Consider the following 24,735-nt stretch of genomic DNA (forward strand, 5'->3'; position numbering starts at 1 on the left):
AAAAGAATTAACACTAAATCAACCTGCGCCCATTTTTTTAATAAAAACATTTAATAAAAACTTAGACAAAGACCACATTATTGCAACGATTTAAGGAATACAGTGTTCTCATTAAAGGTTAAATGAATTTTACTTTACACATTGAGGTCAATATGACGCATGCAAATGAAATCACGTCGCTAAAGAAATTTGTTCGAGCTACAAATTTCCTCGCTACTTCTCAAATCTACCTAAAACAAAATGTATTATTTAAAAGAGATTTGAAACACGAAGACATCAAACCACGACTACTTGGCCATTGGGGCACATGCCCAGGTATCAACTTTGTCTATGCCAACGTCAATCGACTTATTGTAAAACATCAAAGAGATTTCATTTATCTTGTCGGTCCAGGTCACGGTTTTCCAGCAGTTCAGGCAAACTTGTTTGTGGAAGGTTCATTAAGCCACTTTTACCCAGAAACAATTCCATATAATGAAGCTGGGATCGAAGACATTTGTAAAAAGTTCTCTGCCGCTTACGGCTACCCTTCTCATGCAAACCCGGAAGCACCAGGTCAAATACTTGAAGGTGGTGAATTAGGTTACTCGTTGTCAGTTGCTTGGGGCGCTGTGCTTGATAACCCTAATTTAATTGCTGCTTGTCTCGTCGGTGATGGCGAATCAGAAACAGGCCCTCTTGCTGCATCTTGGTATGCAAACCGTTTAGTCGATCCCGCTACCAATGGTGCTGTACTACCTATTGTCCATATTAATGGTTATAAGATCTCTGGTCCGACTCGCATGGGTCGCATGGATCATGAAGAACTGGATTTAGAATTTCGTGGTTTAGGTTACCATCCTATTATTGTTGATGATGAACTTGAAGAAGACGTATTTGAACAAATGGCCAAAGCCATGGACCTTTCTTACGAGATGATCAATGACATTCAAACTCGTGCTAGAAATGGTGAAGATGTATGTAAACCCCGCTGGCCAGTGATTTTAATGCGTACAGCCAAAGGTTGGACGGGTACCGCTGAACATGGCGGCAAAAAACTTGAAGGCAACTGCGAGTCACATCAAGTTATCGTTAATAAATGTGCAACTGACCCTAGTCATTTAACCGCGTTAAACGAGTGGTTAGACAGCTACAAATTTGACGAGTTGTGTGACATCAACGCTGAAGGTGAAATTACCTTTGATAAAGACATTCAATCTCTGATCCCACCTAAACATCTTTGTTGTGGCCGTCAGCATTTGAGCTACGGCGGCGAAATTGTACGCGCGCTTGCGCAACCAGATCTTAAAAAGCTCAGCTATGGCCCTGAGACGCCTCGTGGTTCTCGCGGTGTTTCAATGTATAAAATGGGTGAATGGATGCGTGATGCATTCAAATTAAATCGCGACCAACGTAACCTACGTATCTTTAGCCCAGATGAAACATACTCTAACCAGTTGCAAGCGGTCTTCGAAGAAACAGATCGTGCTTGGCAATGGCCAATCAAGAGCTGGGATCAAGACATGGCTCGCGACGGTCGTGTGATTGAGCTACTCTCAGAGAACTTACTCTTTGGGATGATGCATGGTTACACTGTCACAGGTCGTCATGCAATGTTCCCGACCTATGAAGCTTTCTCACAAGTCGTTTCATCAATGGCAGACCAATACTGTAAATATGTATACGCAAGCCAAGGGGTTCATTTCCGTAAACCTGTACCTTCTTGTAATGTGGTACTGTCTTCATTACTAGAGCGTCAAGATCACAATGGCTACTCTCATCAAAACCCTTCTTTCTTAGGGGCAATGTTAGAAAAGCACCCTGACATTATCTCTGCTTATTTACCTGCAGATGGTAATACTACACTTACCTATACAGAACGTGCTTATGAAGACCGCGATAAATTGAATATTTTAGTCGCAGGTAAAAAAGACTTACCTCAATGGTTGTCACTTGATGAGTCACGTAAACAAACTGAAGATGGTGTAATGGTTTGGGATTTCGCTTCAGATGAAAACCCGGATGTCGTGCTTGCTGGTTGTGGTGATTACGTCACCCAAGAATGTATGGCATCACTGGTACTCATCCGAGAACTATTACCAAGAGTGCGGATCCGCTTTGTTAGCGTTACCGAATTAAATAGTAATGGCTTAGGCAGTAGAGCATTCCAAAATAAACCTTGGATGATGGACGAAATCTTTACTGAAGATAAAGGCGTAGTATTTAACTACCATGGTTACCCAAATACAATTAAGAAATTGGTCTTTGATTATAAAGGTAGCCGCCGTTTCAGAATTAAAGGTTATGAAGAAGAAGGTTCAACGACAACGCCATTTGATATGGGCGTTCGTAATGGCACATCTCGCTACCATTTAGTGATTGATATGGCCTATAAGCTGTTCCAACAAGGTGTAATAGATGAAACACAGCACGTGGCTATCACCACAGACATGCTGCAGCGATTAGTTGAACACCGTAACTACATCAAAGCTAACGGTGTTGACCCTAAAGAAATTGAAAACTGGGTTTGGACCCGTTAACTACCCATTTCTATTTAAACAACTCACGAAAGCGCCTAAGGGCGCTTTTTTTGTGATTGCTTTTAAAGACCTCAAATTTATGTGAATCAATAAAAATATCAGTAAAAAATGAAAGAATACGATTCTGACATAGCACAACAATCACAACAAGCAAGCAATATAATTCACTACAAATTACAACATTATGCTTTTTTACTATGGAAAACCATTGAATTTACGACGATAATTACGCTGCTGACAAAAACATAATAGGAACACCACATAAGCGTCGGCGGCACATGTCATAAACAACTCATTTACATGTGTTTTGGTGAAGTAACATAACAATGGACTTATACATGATGAAGAACACATTAAAAGTAGTATTACTCACCTCACTGTTACCTTTTGCAGCTGTTGCAGAGCAAGAGTTAACGCCGTGGTACGTTGGTGGTGGTTTAGGTATCAATAACTACGAGCCTAACTGTGACCTTAAAACAATGAAAATTTGTGGCGAAGATGACCCATATGCATGGGATGTTTTCGGTGGTTATTTATTCAATGATTACTTTGGTGTTGAGCTTGGCTACCGTGACCTAGGCCGAGCTGAATGGACTGATTATAGTAATAAACGTAATGATGTCGGCGCTAGAGGCATGACATTAGGTTTAGCGGCGTTTATGCCAATTGCAGAAAAGTGGAGTTTATCAGCAGAAGCTGGTGCAATGAACTACCTAATTTCAAATAAAAAGAACTACAACACAGAGTACTACAGTGACAGTGGTATTGCTCCATACGTGGGTGTCGGTGTTGGTTATAACTTTACTGAAAACTTAAAGTTACAAGCGAAATACCGTCGTTATGAAAACCTTGATGACGACAAGTACAATACCTTAGATATGGAAAGTAACTACTGGGGACTTGAGCTTAGCTACCGCTTTGGCACTGAAAAGCCAGCAGCTGTTGTCGCACCAGTTGCTGTAGCAGCAGTTGTTGCTGCACCAATCGATTCTGATAATGATGGTGTTACTGATGACAAAGACATGTGTCCTGATACGCCGTCAACTCATAAGGTCGATGCGCAAGGATGTACTATCTATGAAGATGCACCAATTTCTTCACGCATGGAAGGTGTATATTTCGACAATGATTCTGCAGTATTGAAACCTGAATCATACGATCGTCTTGAGAAAGGCGCGAAATACTTAAAAGAAAATCCACATACTACAGCTGTAATTGAAGGTCATGCATCACTTGTAGGTAATGCTGATTACAATATGAACTTATCAGAACAACGTGCTCAAGCTGTTGTTGATGCACTAGTTAATAAATATGGCATTGATGCAAGCCGTTTAAAAGCTGTTGGTTTTGGTGAAGATAATCCATTAATGGAAGGAACATCTGCAGAAGCTAATAAGCAAAACCGTCGTATTGACGCTGTTGTTAGTGGTGCAGAGAAACGCCCTGTACTAAAATAATCACAGAACTGTGGTACTAGATTAAAAAGTCGCTGCTTACAGCGACTTTTTTATTTTAAAACTTTCATCATACAAATAAAAAATGGTAACTCTTTATATTTACTAAGTTAAATTGGCTTTACACATTAGTAAATTGGCTTTACTACCAATAAATTCAGGTATTAAATGACATATTTTACTTTTAAATCGCTCTGAATGGCATTTTTTATGTAATTTTTTTACAAATTGTATTGGAAAATACAGTAAAATCGCATCTAATATCCGCATTGAACAAAATAACTTTGTTACTTGAGAGGGAAATTTCCATGGCGAACACGTTAGCTCAACTTAAAGCACTGACAACCATCGTTGCAGACACTGGCGACATCGAAGCAATTAAACGTTACCAACCTGAAGATGCAACCACCAACCCTTCTCTGATTTTAAAAGCTGCACAAATTCCTGAATACGCACCGCTCATTGATGATGCAATTGCTTGGGCTAAAGCTCAGTCAAATGATGTTGCACAACAAGTAGAAGATGCAGGCGATAAATTAGCGGTCAATATCGGCGTAGAAATTTTAAAAATTGTTCCTGGTCGTATCTCAACAGAAGTTGATGCACGTCTTTCATTTGATAAAGCGGGCTCAATTGAAAAAGCACATAAACTTATCCAGCTTTATAAAGAAGCGGGTATCGATAAATCTCGCATTCTGATTAAGCTTGCTTCAACCTGGGAAGGCATTTGCGCCGCAAAGCAGCTTGAGCAAGAAGGCATCAACTGTAACCTGACATTATTATTTAGCTTTGCTCAAGCTCGAGCTTGTGCTGAAGCCGGTGTTTACCTTATTTCACCGTTTGTAGGTCGTATCTTAGATTGGTACAAAAAAGACACAGGTCTTGATTACACTGCAGAAACAGACCCTGGTGTTGTATCAGTAACTGAAATCTACAACTACTACAAACGTCATGGTTATAACACTGTTGTTATGGGCGCAAGCTTCCGTAATATCGGCGAGATCATTGAGCTTGCAGGTTGCGATCGTTTAACGATTGGCCCTGCATTACTAGAAGAATTAGCTAACAGCGACGTAGCGATTACTCAAAAGCTAACAACTGCAACTTCAGTTGAAGCTTCGCCAACACCGCTGACTGAAGCTGAGTTCCGCTGGGAATATAACCAAGACCCTATGGCAGTGGATAAACTTGCTGAAGGTATACGTAACTTTGCTATTGACCAAGGAAAACTAGAGGTCATGTTAAACGAGAAACTTGGCTAAATCCAAATTCAATGGAGTGATTTGCATGACACATTTAACTCAGAGTAATACCTGGCAGCAGTTATCTCAAAATGCAGCAGCATTACCACATATGCGCGACCTGTTTGCTCAAAACCCTTCAAGGTTTGAGCAACTTAGTGTTAAAGACTGCGGTTTACTATTAGATTACTCTAAAAACCGCGTTAATGATGAAACCCTTAACTTGCTGTTTAAGTTAGCTGAAGAAGTAAACTTAAGTGATAAAATTGCAGCAATGTTTAACGGCGATATTATTAATAATACTGAAGGACGCGCGGTATTGCATACCGCACTTCGCAGCAAGCCTGAGCAAGTAATTATAGCTGAAGGCTGTAATATTGTTCCTGAAGTGCAACAGACCTTAGCCAAAATGACACAATTTGTTGAATCCGTTCAACAAGGTCACTGGAAAGGACATACCGGAAAAGCCATTACTGATATCGTCAGTATTGGTATTGGTGGTTCTTTTTTAGGGCCCAAAATTGTCTCTCAAGCACTTCGCCCATATTGGGTTAAGGGCCTAAATTGTCATTTTGTCGCCAATGTTGATGCAAGCTCTATATGTGAAAAGCTTAAACTTTTAGATGCCGAAACAACTTTGTTCGTTATGTCTTCTAAGTCGTTTGGCACACAAGAGACGCTAACCAACACTCTGAGTGCCAAAGACTGGTTCCTTGCAAATGGTGGCTCTCAAGCAGATGTAGCCAAGCATTTTGTTGCAGTCACTTCAAATGTCGTTAAAGCAACTGACTTTGGTATTGACGCGAGTAACATTTTCCCTATGTGGGATTGGGTTGGCGGTCGCTATTCATTATGGTCTGCAATCGGATTACCGATCGCACTACTAGTAGGTATGGATAACTTTAAGCAACTGCTTGATGGTGCCCACCAGATGGATAACCACTTTGCCAACGCACCATTTGAGCAAAACATGCCAGTGATCATGGGCATGCTGTCTGTGCTATATGGTAACTTTCATCATGCTCAATCTCATGTTGTACTCACTTACGATCACTATTTGCGTGGCTTACCAGCTTACTTCCAGCAACTTGATATGGAAAGTAACGGTAAATCAGTCATGTTAGATGGCACTGAAGTTGACTTCAGCACAGGTCCCGTAATTTGGGGCGGTGAAGGAACCAATGGTCAACATGCTTATCACCAATTATTGCATCAAGGTACAGCATTAATTCCAGCTGATTTCATTATGCCTTTGCAAAGTCACAATCCATTAGGCGAGCATCACAACCAGCTTGCTTCTAATTGTTTTGGGCAAACTCAAGCATTAATGCAAGGACGCACATTTGATGAAGCATTGGCTGAGTTATCAGGTAAGCATTTACCTGATAATGAAAAAGCACTTATCTCTAAACATAAAGTGATGACGGGCAATAAGCCAAGTAACACCTTATTAATGGATAAATTGACTCCAACCACCTTAGGTTCACTCATCGCACTTTATGAGCACAGAACCTTCGTACAGGGCGCTATATGGCAAATAAACTCATTTGACCAATGGGGTGTAGAGCTCGGTAAGTTGCTAGGCAATGATGTACTTGATCGGATTGGCGCTGAAAATGACGCTTCCGAGCTAGATTCTTCCAGTAATGCATTAATTAATTTATATCGACAAGGTCAGATATAAACACTAAAAAAGCCAGCGCAAGCTGGCTTTTTTGTATGTGGTTCATGCAACTCCGTAGCAGATGTCACTATTTTATCCAGTCCAGCTTCATTAAACCGTCAGACCCCCTTAACAATAATGAAACATAACTATTGCACTATAGCGAAGAAATATGATACTTATTTGCATAGAGACATCATAATAACAAGGGAGGTTTACCATGGATCGATTAGACTATGGTGGTGCGCTAGACCAAGTTGTTGAAAGACCAACTCGCTCAAAAAGCTCGAACAAAAAACGTAAATGGCGGGAGATAGAAGCGTTAAAGGACAAACAGCGTCTACTAAAAGAACTTCAAGACATTGATACAAGTTTTGATTTTGACTTTGAAACTATGCCACTTTAGGCATAAACAGCCAACTGCATATTTATTCAGTTATAGAAGTAAAAAAAGAGCGCCTTAGGCGCTCTTTTTGTATCAGAATTGTTAAATTAACTTTTGTCAGCATGAAAGATATGCTCTCTAAGCTCATCAAATATCGTCTCGTCATTATCACTGAATAACGGATCTTCGACCAATTGTTTATCGCATTGTGACTTAATCTTTAGCCAGTCTTCTTCTTTCAGTTGTTTAGCGAACAAAGGAAATAACTCTGTTTCTTCATACTGCATATGCTTTTGTTGAATTTCTACATAAGCCTGCAGGTCAGTCACCAGTTTTTCTCTTGAAATGACTACGTCTGATAAGATTAAATTCAAACTATACATTAACGCGCCAGAATACTCAGCGAGGTGCCTATGCTCTTCGTGTAATTGTGTATTACATGGACTAGAAAACTTTTTTACAAAGTAATCATACGTAATGTCTTCTAAAGGATGATGACTATGCTCAGCATAAACTTGCATATATTCGACAACATCTCTGATAAGCGCAAAATTAACCGCTTCTCCTTCAGAAAGTTTGATATTTTTCTTCGCTAATACATCAAGTAAGATAGCAATATGCTTATGATCATTCATAAGCCTTTTCAGTATCATCTTATCCATTATCACCATTCCCTCATGTATAAAGATTAAGCAAACATTGAATATATTCAATCTACACTAGTGGTATTGATGATGTTATGACGAAGATCATAAAATAGAAATTTTTCAAAAAAGCCATTTAAAACAAAGAAAAAGAAATATTAAAAATAAAAAAGCACCCAAAGGTGCTTTTTTAGTTACACACAAATTTAGCCTTTTTAAGTTAAGGTTTTAAATAAGTGCGTTTTAAGTTGCTCAAAATCAGCCGCTATTTGTGCGGATAAAATGGGTTTATCAACCACAGCTTCGAGCTCTGGGGGTAAAGGAAGATTGATATTTAATTGCACATCGACCACATCTTTAAATTTAGCAGGGTGTGCGGTGCCTAAAAATATTCCGGTTTCCCCAGCTTTAAGTTCACTTGATAAGGCTTGGGCTGCAATCGCTGCGTGCGGTTCTGATTGATAACCTAATTGATATAACTCAGCTAACGCGGCAGAGGTTTGTGCTTCTGTTAATGCTAAACCTGTGATTGAAGATAAGGGCCAATTCATTGCTTTACAAATGGCCTCAACACGTGGCCAGTTTGATGGTTCTGAAACATCCATCGCGTTTGACATCGTGGCTACAGTCGAATTTGGCGCCCAATCGCCTGCGGCTAAATAGCGCGGTACTGTGTCATTAGAGTTAGTGGCAGCAATAAAGCGCTTAACCGGTAACCCCATTGCCTTTGCAAATAGACCTGCGGTTAAGTTGCCAAAGTTACCACTGGGTACTGATATAACAACTTCATCATCACTATGACGTTTAGCTTGCGCAACAGCTTCGAAGTAATAACAAATTTGCGCTAATAAGCGACTGATATTAATAGAGTTGGCAGAATTCAAATGCAAGCCATCACGAATGTCACTATCATCAAAAGCTTGTTTAACTAACGTCTGGCAATCATCGAAATCAGAAGTCACAGCGACAGTGTGGATATTCTTACCTAACGTCGTGAACATCTTTTCTTGCAGTTCACTAATTTTACCCTTGGGATACATCACAACAACTTGAACGGCATCTAAACCGTAAAAAGCATCAGCAACTGCAGCGCCAGTATCGCCAGAAGTTGCCGTTAATATAGTTAACTTATTATCGCCTGCGAGTAAATTAACGCACTGAGCCATAAAACGGGCACCGAAATCTTTAAAAGCTAACGTAGGGCCGTGAAATAACTCAAGACAAGCACGATTGTCGTCAGCTTTGACTAGAGGTGCATCAAAGGTAAACGCATGCTCAACTAATTTATCTACACTTTCTTGCCCCAATTCACTTGCAAGCCAAGCACCTAGGATACGCTTACTTCGTGCAGCAAAAGGGAGAGCCAATAACTCGTCCATATTTTCAAGCACAGGAATAGACTTAGGAAAAAATAACCCTCTCTCTTTACCTAGTCCTAACTGTACTGCTTCACTGAAATTCACGACTTGTGAAGGATGCTTTAAATTATATAATTCCATTTTGAACGCCTTTATAAAATAATTCAGTATTAAACCCGACGAGTTCCAGACTCATCCAGTTTACAGACATGGGCAAAACCACCAGCCTCAGATAAATAATGTTGCTCAAGCCACACTTGAGCAGCTTGGGCTGTTTCAAGAGAGTCAGTCACAGAGAATAACGTCGGGCCACTACCCGAGATGCCAGTCGTTAACATGCCTAATTTTTCAAGCTCACTACGCGCATCTGTGTAACCCGGAATAGCTTCTGCTCGATAAGGTTCAGCCATGACATCTTTAAGCACTGCAATGGCCAAATCAGCATCTTGCTGATAGCTCGCATGCACAAATGCACTTAAATGACGTGCAAAATCAATTGCTACTGATTTGTCATATTGACTTGGTAATAGTTCACGCATTTTAGCGGTAGATAATGAAATACCAGGATAAGCGACAACCCAATACCACTGCTTAAAACTTGGGATAGTTGCGCACACTTGCTTAGGGGTATTTAACATTAACTGCATACCGCCCAAGTAACATGGCGCGACATTATCAAAATGCACACTACCAGAAATCATTCCCTCGAACTCACCCATTAGAAGTAATAAAGCTTGTTCATCAAATGGTTGTTCAAAATGTTCGTTGAGTGCGTAAAGCGCAGCGACAACTGAGCTTGCGCTCGAACCTAAGCCACTGCCAACCGGTAAGTTTTTTTCTAAGCCAATAGCAACACCTTGAGTGCTATTTAGCTTTTCTAGGAAAAATTCAGCACATTGATAAACAATATTTTGCTTACCGTCTTCAGGTAACTTATGTGCCCATGGCCCTGTTTGCGAATAATGAACACCAGAATCTGCAGCCTCAATCATCACTCTGTCACCCAATAAGCTGCCATCAATTGGCGCGAGTGCTGCGCCGAGTAAGTCATAACCTACCCCTACATTACCCATAGAGGCTGGCGCATAAACCGTTATGCTCATAAGCCCACCTCACGCGTCCAGTTGAGTGTTCTAAGCACGTCAGCAAAAGCACCTGCAGCAGTAACATCTGTTCCTGCGCCATAACCTCTTAGTACAAATGGAATAGGTTGATAATAACGACTGTAAAATGCCAATGCATTCTCGCCACCTTTGACGCTGTATAGGGGATCTGTCGCATCGACTTCTGCAATACGGACATAGCATTTTCCTGACTCAATCTGACCAACATAACGCAGTACCTTACCTTCAGCTTTGGCCGTTTCTACACGGGCGCTCACTTCAGCGTCCAATTTCGGTAGGTTGCTCATAAAGGTGTCAATATCACCTGAATCATCGAATGAGCTAGGTAAAACGGACTCTACGTTAATGTCTTCAAGCTCTAACTCCATGCCAACTTCACGAGCTAAGATCAGCACTTTACGTGCGACATCCATACCGCTTAAATCTTCACGAGGATCCGGCTCAGTAAAGCATTTCTCGCGGGCTATTGAGGTTGCAGCAGATAGACTCATCCCTTCATCTAACATACCAAAGATGTAAGAGAGTGAACCCGATAAAATACCGTTAAAACGTTGCAGTTTATCACCGGCATATAAGAGCTTTTTCAGATTATCGATAACTGGGAGCCCTGCTCCTACGGTGGTTTCATATAAAAACTGGCGACGCTGTAATAGTGCTGTAGTACGAAGCTGTTGGTAATATTGATAATCACGCGTATTGGCTTTCTTGTTAGGGGTTACCACATGAAAACCAGCATTCATAGCATCGACATATCTGTCTGACACCAGTTCACTTGAAGTACAGTCAACCAATACAGGGTTCAACAACTGTTGCTCTTTGCCCCAATTAAAGAGTTCAGTTAAATCATATTGGGTATCACAATCTGCAAGTAATGCCTGCCAATTAGCTAAATCAACCCCATCACTGTTGAGTAGCATTTTTCGTGAGTTGGCAATACCACAAACACGCATAGTAATATGTTGCTCTTTAAGCATCGCAGCTTGTTGTTTGATTTGTTCTAACAAACCAGCGCCAACATTACCTGCACCGACTAAAAACACATCAAGGTATTGCTGCACATCAAAGAATGCTTGATGACAAGCTGCAATGGCGTGTTTTGTTTTTCGCTGTTGAATTACCGTTGAAATTGAGCGCTCTGAAGAGCCCTGTGCAATCGCAACAATGTTCACGCTTGCCTTTGCCAGTGCACTGAAGAATTTCGCTGCAGCGCCCTTATGAGTCTTCATGCCATCGCCAATTAATGACACAATAGCTAAGTCTTGTCTTAATTCAATTGGCTCTAATAACTCAGATTGAATCTCTAATTCAAATTCAAGTTCAAGTGCTTGCTTAGCCTTTTCAGCTTCATCAGTATTAACACAAAAGCTAATACTGTATTCAGATGAACTTTGAGTAATTAATGAGACAGAAATACCACTTCGAGAGATGGCTTCAAGCGTACGGCTAGCCATACCAACCATGCCTTTCATGCCTGGGCCTGAAATGTTAAACATGGTTTGGTTATCAAGGTTAGATATGGCCTTAACTTGTAAACCGGTTTTATCAACCTCATTGGATACCAAAGTACCTGGTGCAGAAGGATTAAAACTGTTTTTGATATAACAAGGTATATGATATTGAGCAATGGGGGCGATAGTCTTAGGGTGAAGTACTTTAGCGCCAAAATATGACAACTCCATCGCTTCTTGATAACTCAATTGTTCAAGTAGTTTTGCGTCCGTCACCACACGAGGATCTGTATTGTATACGCCATCAACATCGGTCCAAATTTCACAGCTTGATGCATCTAAACAGGCAGCTAACACAGCAGCAGAATAGTCAGAGCCATTGCGGCCTAAAGTTACCGTTTTCCCCTGTTCATTTGCTGCAGTAAACCCTGGCATGATCCACACTCTTGCATCAGCTAGCTGAAGCGCAGCAAAGCGTGGCTTACTGACACTGATATCGACTACTGACTCTAACGCTTTACCGTGTGCTAAAAATAGCTTTGTTGGATCAAATTGTGCTGCGGTTAACGACTTAGCCAACATCACTTGTTCCATTAGCGCAGCAGACAAACGCTCACCAGAAACAACCACTTGCGCTTGCACATGATCTGGACACTCATTAAGCAGCTTAATCCCTGTTAGCTTGTCATTCCAGTCATCAAGCTGGTTCGCTAACTTATTTTCTAGTAAATGTTTTTGTTCATGAGAAATTAACTCAGCAGCAGCTTGTTCAAACAAACCATTAAACACGGTTTCAATATGCGTCAATACCGCTGAATAATCTTCACCACGTTGAGCTAAATCAACTAGCTCAAGCAATCCATTCGTGACAGTCGCAGGAGCAGATAACACAGTTGCAATTGACTCTGTCTGCGCAGATTGCTCTATGATATCCGCAGCCATCAAAAAACGCTGCCAATTGGCTAACGAAGTCCCACCAAATTTCATTACTTTCATTTTCTACTCCCTTGACTCGCTAGCGCTAAGTTAAATTTAATTCCTGAAATCATTATTTTTAAGTCTGAAAACAAAAAGCCCGCTTCTTTGTGGGAAGCGGGCTTGTTGTAAAAATCTTTAGGGTGTACTCAGCCCGCCCCCACAATGTTAATTGTGGTGGTTGTAATAATGGTAGCTACAACGTGGAACTGGATTTTCATCATGACACTCGATTAATTTTTATGTATTTGTTTTGAATTAATAATAGAATTGCTTTTTTACCTGCCTGTTGTCAACCCCTCAACATAGCTTTATTTGAGCATGTATATTCCACATCAATCTAAATTAGCACCGAAATGAACTAAACCCTATATTTTATACAAAAATAACAAGCTTATAACGCCCAAGGTAACACTTTACGTTAACGTAAGGCTAATTGACGGGAACTTAAAAATACCTCTATTACAATCACTTACAGCGACAACTGATCAAATAAAACTCAATAACTATCTAATAAGTCACTTACAACGCTAAAAAAGCATCAAGGTCACAAATGATAAATTTCAATAATCAAAGGCTCACTCACGATGATGAAATTGATTCATCTAACTGAATTTACAAAACATGTGATTGAATAAGCAAAAGCTGATACTGATCATTCCCCCCTACTATAAAAAGTATTATCATGCGCGCACATTATGAATTGGAGTCGTTATGAAAATCACAAAACATTCAGCAGTGACTATTCACTACCGTTTAACAGACCAAGATGGCCAGCTAATCGAAAGCTCATTTGAAGCAGAACCAATGGTTTATCTTCATGGTACTGAAGGCCTGATCCCAGGCTTAGAAGTCGAACTTGAAGGCAAAGTGGTTGGTGATAAATTTGACGCCAACATTCCTACTGAGCAAGCTTATGGTGAATACCATGAAGGGCTAAAGCAAGAAGTACCTTTAGAAGCGTTTGGTGATGTTGAAGATATCGTTCCAGGTATGCGTTTTATTGCTGAAACTGAAATGGGCCAACGTCCAGTTCAAGTAACTGAAGTTAAAGATAGTGTTGTCGTGGTTGATGGCAACCACCCATTAGCAGGTCAAGCATTAAACTTCAGCGTTGAAGTCATGGATATTCGCGAAGCAACAGCTGAAGAAGTCGCTCACGGACACATTCATGCAGCAGGCGGTTGTGGTCACGACCATGCTCAAGAACATGAACAATGTGATACAGAAAAGCCAGGTTGTGATGGTAATGGCGGCTGCGGCTGTCACTAATAGTGAAAAATAGCTAAACCTGATTAAGCCTAATTCAATAACTTAGCTATAAACGACTAAACCGAAAGTTTGAAATCAAAGATACGTTAGCCAAATCCTTGGGTAACGTATTTTTTTTGCGTTATTATTCATATTAGTTGATTAACATTTACCTGCCTAAATGCAATCAGCTAACACTAGTTTATTCACCCTTTGATTCTTAATAATACGTCGGTTAGCTATGACGTGTATTAATAGTAGGTACTAGATGAGGCTATAGACTTAGCCTAAAAAGACTTACTTATGATTAATCACAAGCGACGGAGTGCTTATGTTAATTAAACCGATTTATGAAATTTTGCCATTCACTTATATGATTATAGGTGCCGGAAGTGTTGCCTTGCTCAAAGAGCCCTACGCAATCATAGCCTCACTACTCGTGTTCTTTTATGGCGCTCATATTTGGAATCAACGATCTAAAAACCGTCGAACAGATAGAAAAAGAAAACGTATTGACGGGATATTACCTGAATCGATTTACGGATATTTACCATTCATCTATATCATGTCAGCTGGATTAATCTTTCGCTTTCTTCCAAAAGACTCTGGTGTTGTTATTTCTATATGTCTCTTTACTTATGGTGCTTATGTACTGTTAAGAAGAATCAGCTACCGACACCACAAAATCCCAGGCGTACAAACGAGAGCAAAGTTTAACTAGCCGAATCTTAGGTTAGACAGAACTCATTAAGCAGCCATCAATCCAGTAATTATTAGTCAAGTAATAGTTGCTGGATTTTTTGTTTCTGTTCCGGCTGCATGTTTTTTAAATAATTTGAGCAACGCGTAATAGTCGCAATACTTACCTGATAGTCTGCGGAAATTTGCCTTTGACTTAAATCGCCTTGAAGAAGTAATTGGAACACTTTTAAGCGGCCAGCTACAGCACTACGCTCCTCTTCAGTTAATAACAATTGGAATAATATTCCTAATTCATCAGAATTTGGATAACTTAACACCTTCTCAACCACAGATTCCCAATTGGCTCGCATAACACTCTCTTTTAGTAATGCCTCAACAGTACAAAGTGTACCAATATTTCTTATCCAGCAATAAGAAAATTTAATAATAATTTTATTTTTGAACATTTCACGAGATTACTTACAAATAGACACAAACAAGATTCGCACTCAGTTCAAATTTATGTGTAAAATGTGATTTAAACCACCGTCATATAATTAGAAAATAAGAGAAAACTTATGAAACACAAAATTTTTGCAATTGCTGTAAGCGCACTACTCATCCCTACTGTTAATGCACATAACTTCGAAGATGCTAATGACGCAATTGAATACCGTCAATCAGCCTTCAGCTTAATTCGCTACCAGTTCGGCGATATGGGCGCAATGCTAAAAGGTAAGAAGGATTTTGATTTAAACGTATTTCAAACCCGCGCGGCAAATTTAGCTGGTCTTGCAAATATTCCTCATGAAGGTTTTATCGACGGTTCAGATAAAGGTGATACAGAAGCACTTGCTAAAATCTGGAGCAACAAAGCTGATTTCGATAGCCAAATGACCACTTTCCAAGAGAATGCGGCTAAATTGAATGTCGCAGCGCAAACTGGTGACAAAAAGCAAATTAAACAAGCTTTTGGCAATACAGGTAAAAGCTGTAAAGGTTGTCACGATATGTACAAGAAAGACTAAGTCTCTTTCAATAGAATGCCAGTGATTGAATAGATGATTAATCACAAGTAATAAAAAGCCCACTTTTGTGGGCTTTTTATTATTTAACAGACGCTACAGTTAAATGCTCAATTTAGCCTCAGTACAACTTATTTTTTAAGCTGATGTGAAATAAACAAGCTAGCCTTATTGCTGTTAAAGGTACGCTACAATCGGTGCGATCAACCAATAACCAATCACTAGACTAATAGCTGCAACGATAATGATAGCTAATACTGATGATGTCATTTTAGGTTCTTGAGATAACATATTATACTCTTTATCTGTCATTTTTTTATTCCCTGAAATCATCGCAGTCACTAAATTATTTCCTTTAATGGCATAAAGCAAAATGACTGAAATGTGAAGAACTATACAAGCTAGAATCACATTAAAATTGACTTTATGAAGCCAAGTAAACCAGGCACCTAGATCAGAAGAAACGGTTGAATATAAAGGGCCTTCGGTAAAAATATCATCACTAGAGAATAAGCCACTAAACAGTTGTAAAGATAAAACTGTGAGCATGAATAATACCATGTAGCCACCCAAAGGGTTATGGCCAACGACAGTAGACTTATGCTTACCTGTAAGGTAATTCAAAACCTTTGTAGGTCCAGATACAAAGTCAGTAAAACGTGAAGTCTCACTGCCAACAATGCCCCACAAAAGCCTAAAAAGAACTAACACCATCAGGCTATATGCACATATTTGATGCCACTCCATTTCGCCACTATCAGCTGTCCACCAAAGTGAAATCAATAAACCAACAGTTAGCCAATGAAATAATCGAGTGGGTATATCCCATACCTTAATTTTTTTTTGTTCTATACTCATATTATTCGCCGTTAATTCTATTCATGTTAAACGTAATCAATATTGTTCAATTATGATTATAAAGATACAGCACTAGCTCTCATAGGGTAGGAACGTAAAGAAAGGTAATTTATGTGTGAAAATTTCGTAGTTTGTAACAAGCGAAGTACTTTATACAGGGTGTAATAAACAATACATAACTTTTTCGCATAACCGTTAATGGGTTATCCTCAAATCAACTATCGTTTAGCTGAATTGAACTTACATTATTGAGTTGCTCATTGGCTTAGAACTGAATTGATGAATTAGGCTATATAGGAATGAAGAGGAGTGTGAATTTTAACCAAAATTAACGAAGGTTTAGATTTCTCGTCCCTTGTTATCTATTCCAATATGAGCCTAATAAAATAAGATTACAAGGCTTTTAAGAGACTTTTTGCTCCATTTTGTCTAAGCGATCAAATATGAATCAAACAGATTAAAACAGCGATAAAAATGTGATTTAGATCACGATTTTTGTCTGTAAGCTTGGTAATCTGAATTCAAGCAAACAACAGAAGGTTCGAAATATGCTGAAAATCACTAGCAAGCAACTTGAAGTCACTGCACCAATTCTTGAACGCATCGAAGGACAGTTTGAAAAGTTAACACGACACGATATTCAATTAATAAACCCGCACGTCATCATCACTCAAGAAAAGCAGAGCTTTAAGATTGAGTCTTCTGTAGGCTTGCCAAGTGGAGAACTATTTGCCCAGGCGAAAAACGAGAACCTTTACGCAGCTATTACTGCAATGGGTAAAAAGCTGGAAAAACAGCTAAATCGCCTGACACATAAACCCCAATCTCAACGTCACGTTTCGCCAACAGCTGAAACGAATAATGATTTTGAGTATGACTATAAGGAGGAAACTGCAGCTTGACGATTTATTTACTGATTAACCAAGAGCGCATCCTCGGATGCGCTTTTTAATGCCTAATCATCTGCTAAAAAGCTAAATGATTACTGACATCCTCTCCCGACAGCAGAATATGAACAATCTTCAGCATTATTTGATTGACACATTCTCCTTAGCCCTTTAGTTTTAATGTGATGAAAACATTTACTCAGAACGATTTTATTTTCTTTTTTATTCAGCCCCCTTATTGAGGCGGATTTTTTGTGTAAAAACGAAAATGAAATATGAAGCCTCCCACTTGGGGGGCTTTTTATTATTAACTTTAAAATGCTACCTGTTTAAAGGTATGTCAGCTAAGCAGTCGTCATTGAGGCAATTATGAACAAAGCGCCAGAATTAAACCAAACCCGCAAGCAAATTACCGCCTTAGATAAAGAACTGCTGTCTTTATTATCTAAACGTCGTGACTTAAGTTTAGATGTCGCTCGCAGCAAAGAAATCGATGTAAGACCGATTCGAGATACCCAACGAGAAAAAGAACTACTAGCAAGGTTAGTTGAACAAGGAAGAGAGCACGGTTTAGATGCTCATTTCGTTATTTCTTTATATCAAAGCATCATCGAGGACTCGGTATTAAACCAGCAAGCCTATTTACACGGCAGGGCGAACCCAGAGATCCAGCAACAGCAATCAACCATCGCATACCTTGGCGCTCGAGGCTCGTATTCCTTTTTAGCCGCAAGTCGTTTTTGTCAACGTCGTCAGATAGACATGATAGATCTCGGTTGCCAAAGCTTTGATGAAATCATCAAATCAGTAGAGCTTGGACATGCTGACTTAGGCTTTCTGCCGATTGAAAACACTTCTTCAGGATCAATTAATGAAGTTTACGACGTACTTCAGCACACTTCGTTATCTATTGTTGGCGAAACCACTATCGAGGTTGGGCATTGCCTATTAACCAAAGATGGCGCTGGTTTAGATAGTATTAAAACAGTATTTGCTCATCCACAGCCTATTAGTCAATGTAGTCATTGGTTATCGCAACACCCAAACCTGACGCTAGCCTATTGTTCTAGCAGTGCTGAAGCAATGCAGAAAGTGATAGATGCTGAAGATAGTAGTGTTGCGGCCATTGGCAGCGCTGAAGGCGGCGCCTTATATCAGTTAACCGCTGCAGAAAATGGTTTAGCAAATCAAAAAATAAACCAGAGTCGTTTTATTGTGGTTGCAAGAAAAGCGGTTGCTGTCCCTTCACAATTACCCGCTAAAACCACGCTTATTATGGCCACTGGACAAAAGCCAGGTGCATTAGTTGAAACTTTATTAGTGCTTAAAGCGCACAATATCAATATGAGCAAACTTGAATCCCGCCCTATTCCGGGGACTCCGTGGGAAGAAATGTTCTATCTCGATGTTGATGCTAATCTTGCGACAACTGAACTACAGCAAGCACTTAAAGAGTTAGAGCGTCTAACCCGCTTTATCAAAGTATTAGGTTGCTACCCTTGCGAAACAGTCAAACCAACTCAGCTTAATAACAGCCAATTAGTGATCGAGCCTAATAGTTCAAAAGAATCTATTAGCACCCAGTCAGAAGATAATGACGCACCCAAATTTTCTAAACGATATCGCCAGCAAAATACTCAAATTGAGTTAAAGCAATTTAATGTCGGCGGCAGCGATTTTGCGGCAATGCAACAAGTCAGCTTACCAATAGACAAGGATGTATTTGCCACTAAAGTTAAGCAAATTAAAGAGTCAGGTTTTCAGGCGGTATTATTGCTCGATACTACAACCGCCAGTCTCAGTGCGATTGAGATAAAAGAATATTGTCACTTAATCGATCAAGCAGGCCTAACGAGTGCTGTTCAAATTGATTCTGTGAATCACTTTAACGAAACGGTCAAAGTGGCAGACATGATCTACCTTGCAGGTAAAGAGATGTATAACGAGGAATTACTTGGTTTAGCGGGTTCTGTTAGCACACCTGTTTTGCTAGAGCGCAATACAATGGCAAGCACAACAGATTGGTTAGCATCAGCAAATAAAATATTAACCCAAGGCAACCAACAATTAATATTAGTTGAGGCAGGAATAAGAAGTTTTAGTAACCCTGAGCAACTTGCTTTAGATCTCGCAGGGCTTATTGAAGTACTGTCTGAGAGCCATTTACCTGTATTAGGTAATGTGAGCTATGCCGTTGAAGATAAACTAGCCTGTCAGCAAGCAAAAGCCTTAAAACAGCTGCACGCAAACGGTGTCATTATTAACGATAACCAACTCAACTGTCCTGAACAACAGGCCGAGTTATTACACCGACTGCATCAATAGAGATATGTTCATCACTGTCGTTAAAGGCATGGGGTTTCTTGTTAACTGAAATTCCTGTTAACAGAAATGCCTGCTAACTTAAGTGCTTGTTAACCAAAATTGCTAGTAACCAAAATTGCTAGTAACCTAAATTATCGGTACTAAGCGATTTGTTTAACATCTTGTTTAGGCGATAACTGTGACTTAGCACAGACTCAGTACTGTATAAGCAAATCTATAGCTAAATTGAAGACAATAAAAAACCGAACTCATGGGTTCGGTTTTTTATGTCTTCTGCTTAACAAAGGTTGATTAATTAATCACTAATACATACTGAGGTTATCGTTTAGGCCTAACCAACCTTTGAAAATACGATAACTGAACCAAATTAAAGCAAAAGTGAATACAGGAATACTCAGCCAAAGTTGCGGCATAAAGTAGCCAATGATCAATAATGGTATTAAACCTGCAATACTATTACGTTGCCATCTAAGGTGTGATGCCAGTAACGATTGAGAAGCAACATTAGTCTGCGAGATATTAATCACTAAACTAAAGAAAACCGGTAAAAAAAATAACGGAAATGCACTCATCAACGCATATAAAAAATGCCCAAGCGATAAATCTTCTGCGGTATAGACCTCAGCTTCTGTCATAAGATTCACTCCTAGTGCGTTAAAATTAAGGGAGTTACTCATCGTAACTCCCTTATAACAATAATCCTAGATCTTTGGTTTCGCAATATTTTGCGAACTTATCCAGCAAAATGACTTAATTTGTCTTCATATCGTTCACTGATTGCAACATTGCACGGCTTTCATGTTGAAATTGCGGTGCAAAATCGCCAAACCATTTAGCCACATCTCTGAACTGTGCAACGAATGCATCTCTATTACCGCTTTTCAATAAATCTAATGCATCGCGGTAATTGTCCAGATAATCACTGATGGCAACTTGACTACCTTCTTGTGCAAAGATTATATCGGCGTAGAGCTCAGGATCTTGAGCAAACAATCGGCCTACCATGGCAAGCTCTAATCGATAAATAGGCGAACTGAATTGCAATAAACTTTCAATATCAGCTTCTTCTTTACACAGATTAACTCCGTACACAAAACTTGAGAAATGTCGCATTGCTTGCACTAGCTGCATGGCTTTATCATGTCGCTCTGCATCTTCATTAACAATGCGGGCTCCCCAAATCGTAATTTGTTCTAAAAACCATTGGTATTTATCGGTATCACGTCCATCACACACCACTACAACTTGTTTGGCTAAACTACCCACATCAGGTCCAAACATTGGGTGTAAACCCACTACAGGTCCCTTATGGGCCTCTAACATTGCATTGAGCGGTTCTGACTTAATTGAGGTGAGATCAGCTAAAATACAATGATCAGGTAAATTGTTTAATTTGCTACGAATAAGCTCACAAGTCACGTTAATTGGCACAGTAACAATCACCATCCCTGCACCATCAAAAAGTGCATCAGCCTGATCCCAGTCATCTTTATCTAAGCTTTTCACTTGATAACCTGAAAGGCTTAGCATTTGACTAAACAAACCACCTAATTGACCTTCACCACCGACAACCACGATGTGTCCGAGATCGGTTTTAACCTGCTTAAAGCCGACATCCTTTTCATTAAGGTACGACTCACGCATTAAGCGTCTTAGGATATCTTCAATCAATTGCGGAGAGATATCCATTTCACTGGCTTCTTTACGACGCTTAGCTAACATCGAAGCTTCACGTTGTGGTGCATAAATTGGCACCCCTGCAGCATGCTTAACAGTACCAACTTGCGCGACTAGATCGAGACGTTTACGGAGTAAATTTAATAACTGTTGATCAACGCCGTCAATCAGGTCTCGTAAATTTTCTAAATCTAATGTGGTTTTTTCATTCATAGCTTATATCCATCTATCGCACAACTTACTTATAAATTAACCAGCAAAGCGATTCGGTAAAACAGGTTTTAATAAATCGGCATTACGACGCAAAAGTGATTCAGTAGTTGCCCAGTTAATGCAAGAGTCAGTAACTGAGACACCGTAAGCAAGTTCAGGTAAAGGTTTATCAGAAGACTGATTACCTTCATTTAAATGGCTTTCAAGCATGACACCAATCACTGAGCGATTACCATTTTGAATTTGCTGGAATACATCCTCGCAAACTATGGTCTGTCTTGTATAGTCTTTCGATGAATTACCATGACTACAATCAATGATTAATCGCGCATTGAGCTTAGCCTTGTGTAATTGTTCTTCACATGTGGCAACACTTTCTGCATCATAGTTCGGTGTTTTACCGCCACGTAAAATTACATGACCATCTGGGTTTCCTGCAGTTTGCAATAACGATACTTGTCCTTTCTGATTAATTCCCATAAACCTGTGGCTGCTAGCTGCTGACTTTAAGGCGTTAATTGCTACATCAAGTTTTCCATCAGTACCATTTTTGAAACCAACAGGCATAGATAGACCTGATGCCATTTCGCGGTGAGTTTGCGATTCAGTGGTTCGTGCGCCAATAGCAGACCAAGTCACTAACTCAGACATGTATTGCGGGCTAATTGGATCAAGTGCTTCTGTAGCTACAGGTAACTCTAATTCAGCAAGCCAAATCATCAACTCACGTGCCATTCTTAAGCCTTTCTCGACATCGAATGATTCATTCATATCAGGATCATTGATAAGGCCTTTCCAGCCAACGGTGGTACGTGGCTTTTCGAAGTAAACCCGCATTAAGATGTAGAACTCACCGCTTAATTCATCATGCAGCTTCTTAAGTTTCAATGCATACTCTTTTGCTGCGTCAATGTCATGAATAGAACAAGGTCCAGTCACAATTAATACACGGTTATCACGCTTGTGGACAATATCCGCCACGGTTTGGCGCGCGTCTAAAATATACTGATAAGCATGATCAGATAACGGTAACTCTTTTTTTAACTCAGCTGGGGTTACCAACACTTTTTCAGAACTAATGTGGACGTTATTAATCGTATCTTGTTGCATGCTCATTACTCACTTCTTAAGGTTTCTACTCAATAACACTTCAATAAATATTAGTGTAACGCTACACCATTACAAACTTGTGCTAACTATGCCTTTTTCAATAAGGCTTAGCAACCTATAAATGACATTTTCTCCAAATAAACAAAAACCCGCCATATAGGCGGGTTGTTGTGCGAACACTGCATCTTATTTTTTCAAGCGGGTAACTATTACTTAGTTGCCAACTTCTCACGGATACGTGCAGATTTACCTGAACGCTCACGTAGGTAGTAAAGCTTAGCACGACGAACACGACCGCGACGCTTAACTTCGATGCTAGCTACTAGTGGACTGTGAGTTTGGAAACCACGCTCAACACCTTCGCCATTAGAGATTTTACGTACAGTGAATGCAGAGTGAAGACCACGGTTACGCTTAGCGATTACCACACCTTCAAACGCCTGTAGACGCTCTTTTTCACCTTCTTTAACACGTACTTGAACTACTACTGTATCACCAGCACCAAATTCAGGTACGTCAGTTTTCATTTGCTCATCGTTGAGCATTTTAATGATATTGTTCATAACTTACTCCGTTCTAGGATTAACTGAGCTTCGACTAAACAGGCTTGTCCATATTGGTAACAAACTCTGCTAAAAGAGTCTTTTGTTCGCCAGTCAGAGCTAGATTTTCAAATAATTCTGGTCGTCTCAAAAAAGTCCTACCAAGACTTTGTTGTAACCGCCAGAGTCTAATTTTTTCGTGGTCACCGCTTAATAACACTGCTGGAACACCGACACCATCTAAGTTTTCTGGGCGAGTATAGTGTGGACAATCCAATAAGCCATCAGAGAAAGAATCTTGCTCTGCTGACGCTTGCTTACCTAGTACACCAGGTACTAGCCTTGCAACTGAATCGATTAAAGTCATCGCAGGTAACTCTCCGCCCGAAAGCACATAATCACCAATCGACCACTCTTCATCTACTTCAGATTGGATGATACGTTCGTCAACACCTTCGTATCGACCACATACCAATACCAAACTAGATGATTTACTTAACTCACTGACACCTTGCTGATCCAGCTTGCGTCCTTGAGGTGATAAATAAATCACTTTCGCACCGTCACCTGCCGCAGCTTTCGCTGCATGAATAGCATCGCGTAACGGTTGCACCATCATCAACATACCTGGACCACCACCATAAGGACGGTCATCGACAGTATTATGTCGATCATTCGTAAAATCACGAGGATTCCACGTTTGCAACTCTAACAGGCCGTTTTTAACGGCTCGACCCGTAACTCCAAAGTCTGTAACAGCACGAAACATCTCAGGAAACAGGGTTACTACCCCTAACCACATATGTTGTACCTCGACTTAAAAGTCTGGATCCCAGTCCACTAATATCTGTTTACTTTGCACGTTCACCTCAAGGACGAACTGCTCAGGGACAAAGGGGATCATTCGTTCCGCTTTGCCGAATGCATCTTTTACGTTAGCTTTAACAAGTAGTACGTCGTTAGATCCTGTTTCCACGATCTGTTCAACTTCACCCATGTTATAGCCTTTAGTATTGGTCACAGTACAACCAATCAAGTCTCGCCAGTAGAATTCATCTTCCGACAAGTCTTTAATTTGGTCAGCCTGAATTGCAATCTCACAATTTGTAAGTAATTGCGCATCCTCACGTGTATTTACACCTTCAAGACAGGCAACAAGTGCTTTACCTTGAAAACGCCACTGAGTAACTTTTACTTCACGCCATTCACCTTGTTCTTTAATGAACCAAGGAGAATAATCAAAAATACCTTCAACAGAATCGGTATAAGAAGTGATTTTCATCCAACCTTTAATACCATGACTAGAGCCAATTTTGCCTAGTACGATTGGTTGTTGGTTACTACTCATCTATTTA

At 40.0% G+C, this 24,735-nt stretch carries 22 protein-coding genes and 1 other annotated feature; of the genes, 10 read left to right on the forward strand and 12 right to left on the reverse strand.

What is annotated here, in order from left to right; all coding sequences use genetic code 11:
• Positions 1–152 precede the first annotated feature (152 nt).
• The 5 genes from BCU84_RS19255 (at position 153) to BCU84_RS19275 (ending at position 7,283) form a co-directional block, all read left to right on the forward strand.
• Positions 153–2,519 (forward strand): phosphoketolase family protein, encoded by a 2,367-nt coding sequence (locus BCU84_RS19255; protein ID WP_102529785.1) that lies wholly within the window; start codon positions 153–155, stop codon positions 2,517–2,519.
• Positions 2,520–2,857: 338 nt separating this feature from the next.
• Positions 2,858–3,976, forward strand: a complete 1,119-nt coding sequence (locus tag BCU84_RS19260) for an OmpA family protein (protein ID WP_102529668.1) — start codon at positions 2,858–2,860, stop codon at positions 3,974–3,976.
• 305 nt (positions 3,977–4,281) lie between these two features.
• Positions 4,282–5,235, forward strand: coding sequence for a transaldolase (tal, locus tag BCU84_RS19265; RefSeq protein ID WP_102529669.1), 954 nt, complete (start codon positions 4,282–4,284; stop codon positions 5,233–5,235).
• 25 nt (positions 5,236–5,260) lie between these two features.
• Complete coding sequence (pgi, locus tag BCU84_RS19270; protein ID WP_102529670.1) at positions 5,261–6,898, forward strand: glucose-6-phosphate isomerase; 1,638 nt, start codon at positions 5,261–5,263, stop codon at positions 6,896–6,898.
• 199 nt (positions 6,899–7,097) lie between these two features.
• Positions 7,098–7,283, forward strand: coding sequence for a DUF3545 family protein (locus BCU84_RS19275; protein ID WP_055025622.1), 186 nt, complete (start codon positions 7,098–7,100; stop codon positions 7,281–7,283).
• Between the two features lie 86 nt (positions 7,284–7,369).
• Here BCU84_RS19275 and BCU84_RS19280 read toward each other — a convergent pair whose 3' ends face one another.
• The 4 genes from BCU84_RS19280 to thrA form a co-directional block, all read right to left on the reverse strand.
• Positions 7,370–7,912 (reverse strand): hemerythrin domain-containing protein, encoded by a 543-nt coding sequence (locus BCU84_RS19280; RefSeq protein WP_102529786.1) that lies wholly within the window; start codon positions 7,910–7,912, stop codon positions 7,370–7,372.
• A gap of 209 nt (positions 7,913–8,121) precedes the next feature.
• Positions 8,122–9,405 carry a threonine synthase gene (thrC, locus tag BCU84_RS19285; RefSeq protein WP_102529671.1) on the reverse strand — a complete coding sequence of 428 codons (1,284 nt, stop codon included), beginning with the start codon at positions 9,403–9,405 and terminating at the stop codon, positions 8,122–8,124.
• Between the two features lie 29 nt (positions 9,406–9,434).
• Entirely contained in the window at positions 9,435–10,367 is a 933-nt protein-coding gene (gene thrB / locus BCU84_RS19290; RefSeq protein WP_102529672.1) for a homoserine kinase, read from the reverse strand.
• A complete protein-coding gene (gene thrA, locus BCU84_RS19295) occupies positions 10,364–12,832 on the reverse strand; it encodes a bifunctional aspartate kinase/homoserine dehydrogenase I (RefSeq protein WP_102529673.1) in 2,469 nt (822 codons plus the stop codon). The genes thrB and thrA overlap by 4 nt, the downstream gene beginning before the upstream one ends.
• Before the next feature lie 693 nt (positions 12,833–13,525).
• On the opposite strand from thrA, the gene slyD reads away from it, so the two are divergent.
• On the forward strand, positions 13,526–14,083 hold the full coding sequence (slyD, locus tag BCU84_RS19300) for a peptidylprolyl isomerase (protein ID WP_102529674.1): 558 nt from the start codon (positions 13,526–13,528) through the stop codon (positions 14,081–14,083).
• A gap of 310 nt (positions 14,084–14,393) precedes the next feature.
• Positions 14,394–14,783 (forward strand): hypothetical protein, encoded by a 390-nt coding sequence (locus BCU84_RS19305; RefSeq protein WP_102529675.1) that lies wholly within the window; start codon positions 14,394–14,396, stop codon positions 14,781–14,783.
• 52 nt (positions 14,784–14,835) lie between these two features.
• On the opposite strand, the gene trpR is transcribed toward BCU84_RS19305, so the two are convergent.
• Positions 14,836–15,114: a trp operon repressor gene (gene trpR / locus BCU84_RS19310; RefSeq protein WP_102529676.1), complete on the reverse strand. Its 279-nt coding sequence runs from the start codon at positions 15,112–15,114 to the stop codon at positions 14,836–14,838.
• A gap of 207 nt (positions 15,115–15,321) precedes the next feature.
• Here trpR and BCU84_RS19315 point away from each other — a divergent pair, with 207 nt between their 5' ends.
• The gene (locus BCU84_RS19315) at positions 15,322–15,771 is read left to right on the forward strand and encodes a cytochrome c (RefSeq protein ID WP_102529677.1); all 450 of its coding nucleotides are present in this window, start codon (positions 15,322–15,324) and stop codon (positions 15,769–15,771) included.
• A 174-nt stretch (positions 15,772–15,945) separates the two neighbouring features.
• Here the strand turns inward: BCU84_RS19315 and BCU84_RS19320 are convergent, their stop codons facing one another.
• Positions 15,946–16,626, reverse strand: a complete 681-nt coding sequence (locus BCU84_RS19320) for a cytochrome b/b6 domain-containing protein (RefSeq protein ID WP_102529678.1) — start codon at positions 16,624–16,626, stop codon at positions 15,946–15,948.
• A gap of 548 nt (positions 16,627–17,174) precedes the next feature.
• Here BCU84_RS19320 and raiA point away from each other — a divergent pair.
• The gene (raiA, locus tag BCU84_RS19325; protein ID WP_102529679.1) at positions 17,175–17,528 is read left to right on the forward strand and encodes a ribosome-associated translation inhibitor RaiA; all 354 of its coding nucleotides are present in this window, start codon (positions 17,175–17,177) and stop codon (positions 17,526–17,528) included.
• Positions 17,529–17,705: 177 nt separating this feature from the next.
• Positions 17,706–17,819, forward strand: a sequence feature (Phe leader region).
• 63 nt (positions 17,820–17,882) lie between these two features.
• Positions 17,883–19,838, forward strand: coding sequence for a chorismate mutase (locus tag BCU84_RS19330; RefSeq protein ID WP_102529680.1), 1,956 nt, complete (start codon positions 17,883–17,885; stop codon positions 19,836–19,838).
• Between the two features lie 302 nt (positions 19,839–20,140).
• On the opposite strand, the gene BCU84_RS19335 is transcribed toward BCU84_RS19330, so the two are convergent.
• The 6 genes from BCU84_RS19335 to rimM form a co-directional block, all read right to left on the reverse strand.
• On the reverse strand, positions 20,141–20,473 hold the full coding sequence (locus BCU84_RS19335; RefSeq protein WP_102529681.1) for a hypothetical protein: 333 nt from the start codon (positions 20,471–20,473) through the stop codon (positions 20,141–20,143).
• 115 nt (positions 20,474–20,588) lie between these two features.
• A complete protein-coding gene (gene tyrA, locus BCU84_RS19340; RefSeq protein WP_102529682.1) occupies positions 20,589–21,728 on the reverse strand; it encodes a bifunctional chorismate mutase/prephenate dehydrogenase in 1,140 nt (379 codons plus the stop codon).
• 36 nt (positions 21,729–21,764) lie between these two features.
• Positions 21,765–22,838, reverse strand: a complete 1,074-nt coding sequence (locus BCU84_RS19345) for a 3-deoxy-7-phosphoheptulonate synthase (RefSeq protein ID WP_102529787.1) — start codon at positions 22,836–22,838, stop codon at positions 21,765–21,767.
• A gap of 209 nt (positions 22,839–23,047) precedes the next feature.
• Positions 23,048–23,401, reverse strand: a complete 354-nt coding sequence (rplS, locus tag BCU84_RS19350; protein WP_055025610.1) for a 50S ribosomal protein L19 — start codon at positions 23,399–23,401, stop codon at positions 23,048–23,050.
• A 34-nt stretch (positions 23,402–23,435) separates the two neighbouring features.
• Positions 23,436–24,182: a tRNA (guanosine(37)-N1)-methyltransferase TrmD gene (gene trmD, locus BCU84_RS19355; protein WP_102529683.1), complete on the reverse strand. Its 747-nt coding sequence runs from the start codon at positions 24,180–24,182 to the stop codon at positions 23,436–23,438.
• Between the two features lie 15 nt (positions 24,183–24,197).
• On the reverse strand, positions 24,198–24,728 hold the full coding sequence (gene rimM / locus BCU84_RS19360) for a ribosome maturation factor RimM (RefSeq protein ID WP_102529684.1): 531 nt from the start codon (positions 24,726–24,728) through the stop codon (positions 24,198–24,200).
• Positions 24,729–24,735 lie beyond the last annotated feature (7 nt).

Source organism: Shewanella sp. 10N.286.51.B7 (assembly GCF_002873615.1).
GTDB lineage: Bacteria > Pseudomonadota > Gammaproteobacteria > Enterobacterales > Shewanellaceae > Shewanella > Shewanella electrodiphila.

What these genes read in the sequence shown, in the direction of transcription:
- BCU84_RS19255 (WP_102529785.1), top strand. Translation starts at nt 153, where the DNA reads ATGACGCATGCAAATGAAATCACGTCGCTAAAGAAATTTGTTCGAGCT.
- BCU84_RS19260 (WP_102529668.1), top strand. Translation starts at nt 2,858, where the DNA reads ATGATGAAGAACACATTAAAAGTAGTATTACTCACCTCACTGTTACCT.
- tal (WP_102529669.1), top strand. Translation starts at nt 4,282, where the DNA reads ATGGCGAACACGTTAGCTCAACTTAAAGCACTGACAACCATCGTTGCA.
- pgi (WP_102529670.1), top strand. Translation starts at nt 5,261, where the DNA reads ATGACACATTTAACTCAGAGTAATACCTGGCAGCAGTTATCTCAAAAT.
- BCU84_RS19275 (WP_055025622.1), top strand. Translation starts at nt 7,098, where the DNA reads ATGGATCGATTAGACTATGGTGGTGCGCTAGACCAAGTTGTTGAAAGA.
- thrC (WP_102529671.1), bottom strand. Translation starts at nt 9,405, where the DNA reads ATGGAATTATATAATTTAAAGCATCCTTCACAAGTCGTGAATTTCAGT.
- thrB (WP_102529672.1), bottom strand. Translation starts at nt 10,367, where the DNA reads ATGAGCATAACGGTTTATGCGCCAGCCTCTATGGGTAATGTAGGGGTA.
- thrA (WP_102529673.1), bottom strand. Translation starts at nt 12,832, where the DNA reads ATGAAAGTAATGAAATTTGGTGGGACTTCGTTAGCCAATTGGCAGCGT.
- slyD (WP_102529674.1), top strand. Translation starts at nt 13,526, where the DNA reads ATGAAAATCACAAAACATTCAGCAGTGACTATTCACTACCGTTTAACA.
- BCU84_RS19305 (WP_102529675.1), top strand. Translation starts at nt 14,394, where the DNA reads ATGTTAATTAAACCGATTTATGAAATTTTGCCATTCACTTATATGATT.
- trpR (WP_102529676.1), bottom strand. Translation starts at nt 15,114, where the DNA reads ATGCGAGCCAATTGGGAATCTGTGGTTGAGAAGGTGTTAAGTTATCCA.
- BCU84_RS19315 (WP_102529677.1), top strand. Translation starts at nt 15,322, where the DNA reads ATGAAACACAAAATTTTTGCAATTGCTGTAAGCGCACTACTCATCCCT.
- BCU84_RS19320 (WP_102529678.1), bottom strand. Translation starts at nt 16,626, where the DNA reads ATGAGTATAGAACAAAAAAAAATTAAGGTATGGGATATACCCACTCGA.
- raiA (WP_102529679.1), top strand. Translation starts at nt 17,175, where the DNA reads ATGCTGAAAATCACTAGCAAGCAACTTGAAGTCACTGCACCAATTCTT.
- BCU84_RS19330 (WP_102529680.1), top strand. Translation starts at nt 17,883, where the DNA reads ATGAACAAAGCGCCAGAATTAAACCAAACCCGCAAGCAAATTACCGCC.
- BCU84_RS19335 (WP_102529681.1), bottom strand. Translation starts at nt 20,473, where the DNA reads ATGACAGAAGCTGAGGTCTATACCGCAGAAGATTTATCGCTTGGGCAT.
- tyrA (WP_102529682.1), bottom strand. Translation starts at nt 21,728, where the DNA reads ATGAATGAAAAAACCACATTAGATTTAGAAAATTTACGAGACCTGATT.
- BCU84_RS19345 (WP_102529787.1), bottom strand. Translation starts at nt 22,838, where the DNA reads ATGCAACAAGATACGATTAATAACGTCCACATTAGTTCTGAAAAAGTG.
- rplS (WP_055025610.1), bottom strand. Translation starts at nt 23,401, where the DNA reads ATGAACAATATCATTAAAATGCTCAACGATGAGCAAATGAAAACTGAC.
- trmD (WP_102529683.1), bottom strand. Translation starts at nt 24,182, where the DNA reads ATGTGGTTAGGGGTAGTAACCCTGTTTCCTGAGATGTTTCGTGCTGTT.
- rimM (WP_102529684.1), bottom strand. Translation starts at nt 24,728, where the DNA reads ATGAGTAGTAACCAACAACCAATCGTACTAGGCAAAATTGGCTCTAGT.